1 protein-coding gene is annotated in these 3,912 nt (G+C 35.2%); it reads left to right on the top strand.

Annotated features, from left to right (window positions below; all coding sequences use genetic code 11):
* Positions 1 to 716: 716 nt before the first annotated feature.
* Positions 717 to 3,912, top strand: a 3,196-nt coding sequence (locus ACZFYI_RS16810) for a hypothetical protein (RefSeq protein WP_462525286.1), incomplete at its 3' end; no start/stop codon positions are given.

Raw genomic sequence — 3,912 nt, 5'->3', positions numbered from 1 at the left:
GAAATGCTTTTAAGCAAATCCTAAAATCTCTAATTTCTACTTTTGAAAACTACCATTTAGAAAAGTTATTTTATGGTCAAGAATTTCAAATCTTGGTATATCATTAAAGATTTGTCAATAAATCCCAATAATTCAACACTCAAATGTTATTTCGATAAAATTCAATAATTGTTTTTAAAGATAATGTAAAAAAATTCACTTTTATTTAAAATAATTTTAATAAATGGTTCGGTTTGTTAATTTTGACCCGCTACAAAGCAAAAGGCTTTGAAAAACACACCTTGTAGGATGTTGAAACTGGCAGACATGCCCTCCTGTCTCGGGGGTGGAGTACCTGATTCTTTTCAGGAATGGACAAAGCACACAAAGAGCTCTTTTGTTGCCTAACTTCTCCGTGGAGGTTCGAATCCTTCTCCTACAGCTATATTTATATTTGGGTTATAATTATCTATTGAAACAATCGGAAATGGTTAGCCAAATCTGATTGTTTCTTTTTTTTTGATATTTGGCCGTATTCCAGATAGCCTTTGAAATGGGATTGTAACTATCCTGATTTGTGTCGGGTTTTAATTTTCTTTTCGAATTTCAAGTTTTTCCATATTAACCTGAGATCTTTCATCATTGACTTTTGTCGCCTAGGTTGAAATCAAAATCTAATTTGTTAACCTTCAATTTTTCAATGCTTTTGTATTACTTTTAAAAACGGATTCAGGTCTATGGAAGAAAATCAACAAAAAATTCCTTTGAAGGGAAAAAAAAGAAATAAATACTTACGATTTGCAGGTATAGTTATCTTGGTGTTGCTTTCGCTTCAATTGATTTTTTATTTTGGTTCTGATCTTTTTTTACGCAACTATTTAAAGGAGAAAGTTAATGTTGCTTCGGGAAATAAATATGAAATTGATTTTGAGGAGTTTCATATTCTCTTTTTACAAAGAGGAATCACCTTCCAAGGATTAAAACTCAATCCTGTTGAGGGTCAGTCAGTAGAGTTTGGAGATAAACCATATTTTCGTTTCTCAATACCTGCCATAAACATTACGGGACTCAATTACCGGTTTTTCAGAAAAGAATTTATCATTGGCACCATTGAGCTCGTAAGTCCCGAGGTCGATTTTAAGTTGGGTCAAAAGGATACTACTGAAATCTCAAAGCCCTCTGTTTCTCCTATTTTAATCCTTCAGGAAGAAATCAAGAAGTCTTTTTTGGGTTCTCAAGTCAAAGAAATACGGATCGAAAGACTTAAAATCGATGATGCAGATTTGCTGTTGAAAAATTTCATTTCCCAAAAAGCCATAAAGGCAGAAAACACGAGACTTTTATTGGAAGATATTCAGCTTTTGCAACCAAGAGTACCTGAGACGCCATTCAATGCAAAAGGATTTTCATTTGGGTTTGATAATTTTGAAGTGTTATTGGCTGATAGTATCCATACAGTTCAGGCCGAATCTGTCAATGTATCTTCGCTCGAACAGTATATCAATGCCAAAGAAGTCAAAATAATTCCTGATTTCAGTAAAGAGTCCCAAACCTATTTTCAGCTTGATTTGGATGAACTTCTCCTAAAAGATGCTGATATCAACAGGGTATTCTATACTTCTGAGGTTGATGTAGGCCAGTTGAAAATCGAAAATCCAGAGTTTAACTTGTTCACAGGCGAAATTCTGAAGAAAGACCGTGGTTCAGAACCTTTTGATTTATATAATTTAATTGATGGGATTTTGAATTCAATTCAAATTTCGGACTTTGAAATTGTAGAAGGAAAATTTGGAAAACGATTGGCAGATTCGAGGGATACTTACATCATTAGGACTGACCGGATTGATTTCAAAATGGACGACTTTTATGTTGGTCCTGATGAATCTAAAAAGAAAGACCAGTTTTTTTATGCAGAGAATGCTTCGGTGGAAGTCCATCAGGTAGAATTTACCCTGAATGACAGCATCCACATCATGCATGGGGATTTTGTTAGGCTTTCTTCTTTTGATGACAGGATTGAGATTGATGGATTCAAACTTTTTCCTATCGAGGGACTTGAATTTGATGGTAAAAAATCCCATTTAGACATCGGGGTTTCAGGATTGGTCATCACTGAAGCCAATCTCAAAAAAGTTTATAATCAAGGGATAGTGGATTTGAAGGAAGTAATCCTTGACAGGCCCGAAATTCTCCTAAAGAATATTAAGGGTGGTAAAAAAGATGAATCTAAATTGGACCTCAACGAGATTTACAGTGAGTATCTCAACGGAATTTATGTCCAACGGTTTGAAATCCGCGAAGGCTCACTTACTCTGGATAATAGGATAAGAATCAGGCAAGACAGTCTTTCCTTTGGAAAAATCAACCTTGTTTTGGAAAATTTTCAACTCGATGAAAAGACTGAAAAAGCAGATTCCAAAGGGATCTTTTTGGCTGAGAATCTTCAGCTAGAAATTCAGGATTATGGGCTTAAACTAGCCGATAACCTTCATATATTCAAAGCTGACAGAATTTTTATTGATACTAAGGAATATGTAATAGAAATTGACGGTTTTGCCATCCGTCCACTTTATCAGACTCAGATTCAACAGAACTTAGACAAATATGGCAAAAGCACTACGCTTGATATTTATGTACCAAAATTTTTTGCAAAAGGAGTGGATATCCCTGGAGCATATTTTGAGGGAATTCTAAGGATCAATGAGATTTTGGTCCCATCACCCGATATAAATCTCTACCGCTACAAACCCAAAATTAAGGATGGTACAGAAACTGGAATGCAAAGGGGAGAAATTTTGGATTTGGTGACTAATTATTTTTCTGAAATCCGGGTGGACTCTATAAACGTGAATCGCGCCAAGCTAAATTATCAGAATTTTGTAAATGACAAAAACAGGAACTTTTCCGAAGATAATGTTACTATTTCGGTCAAAAATTTCTTCGTCAATGAGGCTTCAACTTCTAAAGAAGTAAACTCATTTTTTTCGGATGAGCTTGATCTAAATTTAAGTGATTATGTCTTTAATATAGGTAACGGAAAATATACCATTCAGGCTGACGGAATCAATTTCAATACCTCAAGTAAAGAAATCATTACAAGAAATGTCAGGTTAAGTCCAAACAGTTCCTTTTCTGATAAGACCAAGGTTTCTGCCAATATTCCTATTCTTTCATTTAGGGGAGTAGATTTAGAGGCATTTCTTTTTGACAATACACTTAGCTTGGAGAAATTAGGATTAATCGGCTCCACTGTTTCTTTGGTTATTGACAATGACTGGAGAGCGGAGACAGAACAGACCGTTAGAAGAAAGGCTAAGAGGGAAAAAAACCTCCCAAAAAACATAAGTAATGTGGTTATTGATACCATAGAGACAGTCGACGCTAAATTTAGTTTGGGGTTCAAAGAAGCTGGAACCCAAAGGGAGTTGATCAATACACAAATTAATTTGAGTGTTTTTGATTTTTTGCTAGATTCAGCAAACATGCAAAAAGCCGAAATCGCAGGTTTTTTTGATGGAATTGCTTTGGAATTGGATGAGTTTTGGCTGACACTGAATGACAGTGTCCATCAGGTAACGTTTTCAAAGGTCGAGTTTGACACCAAGTATGAAGGGGTTTTAGTAAATGGTTTTAGGATTATTCCTAGAGATTTGGGAGGTAAACCCGGATTTCCCGTTTTTTCCGGACACATTCCTACCATATTGGTCAAGCTAAATTCTTTGGAAGATTTACAGTCAAGCAAGGACCTTTGGCTTACCCAATTGAAATTGTATAAGCCTGATATGGAAGTGTTTCTAGATGAGGTCAAAACACCTAAAAAGGAAAAACAACCTAAAGAACCAGGCAAGGAATTATTTGAATTTTTTCTGGTAGATGACTTTGAAATCGTGGAGGGGAATTTTTCTGTTTTTGGTAAAGACGGATCCAAAAAAC

The organism is Aquiflexum sp., assembly GCF_977115555.1.
This window is presented reverse-complemented; position numbering and strand designations above follow the sequence as displayed.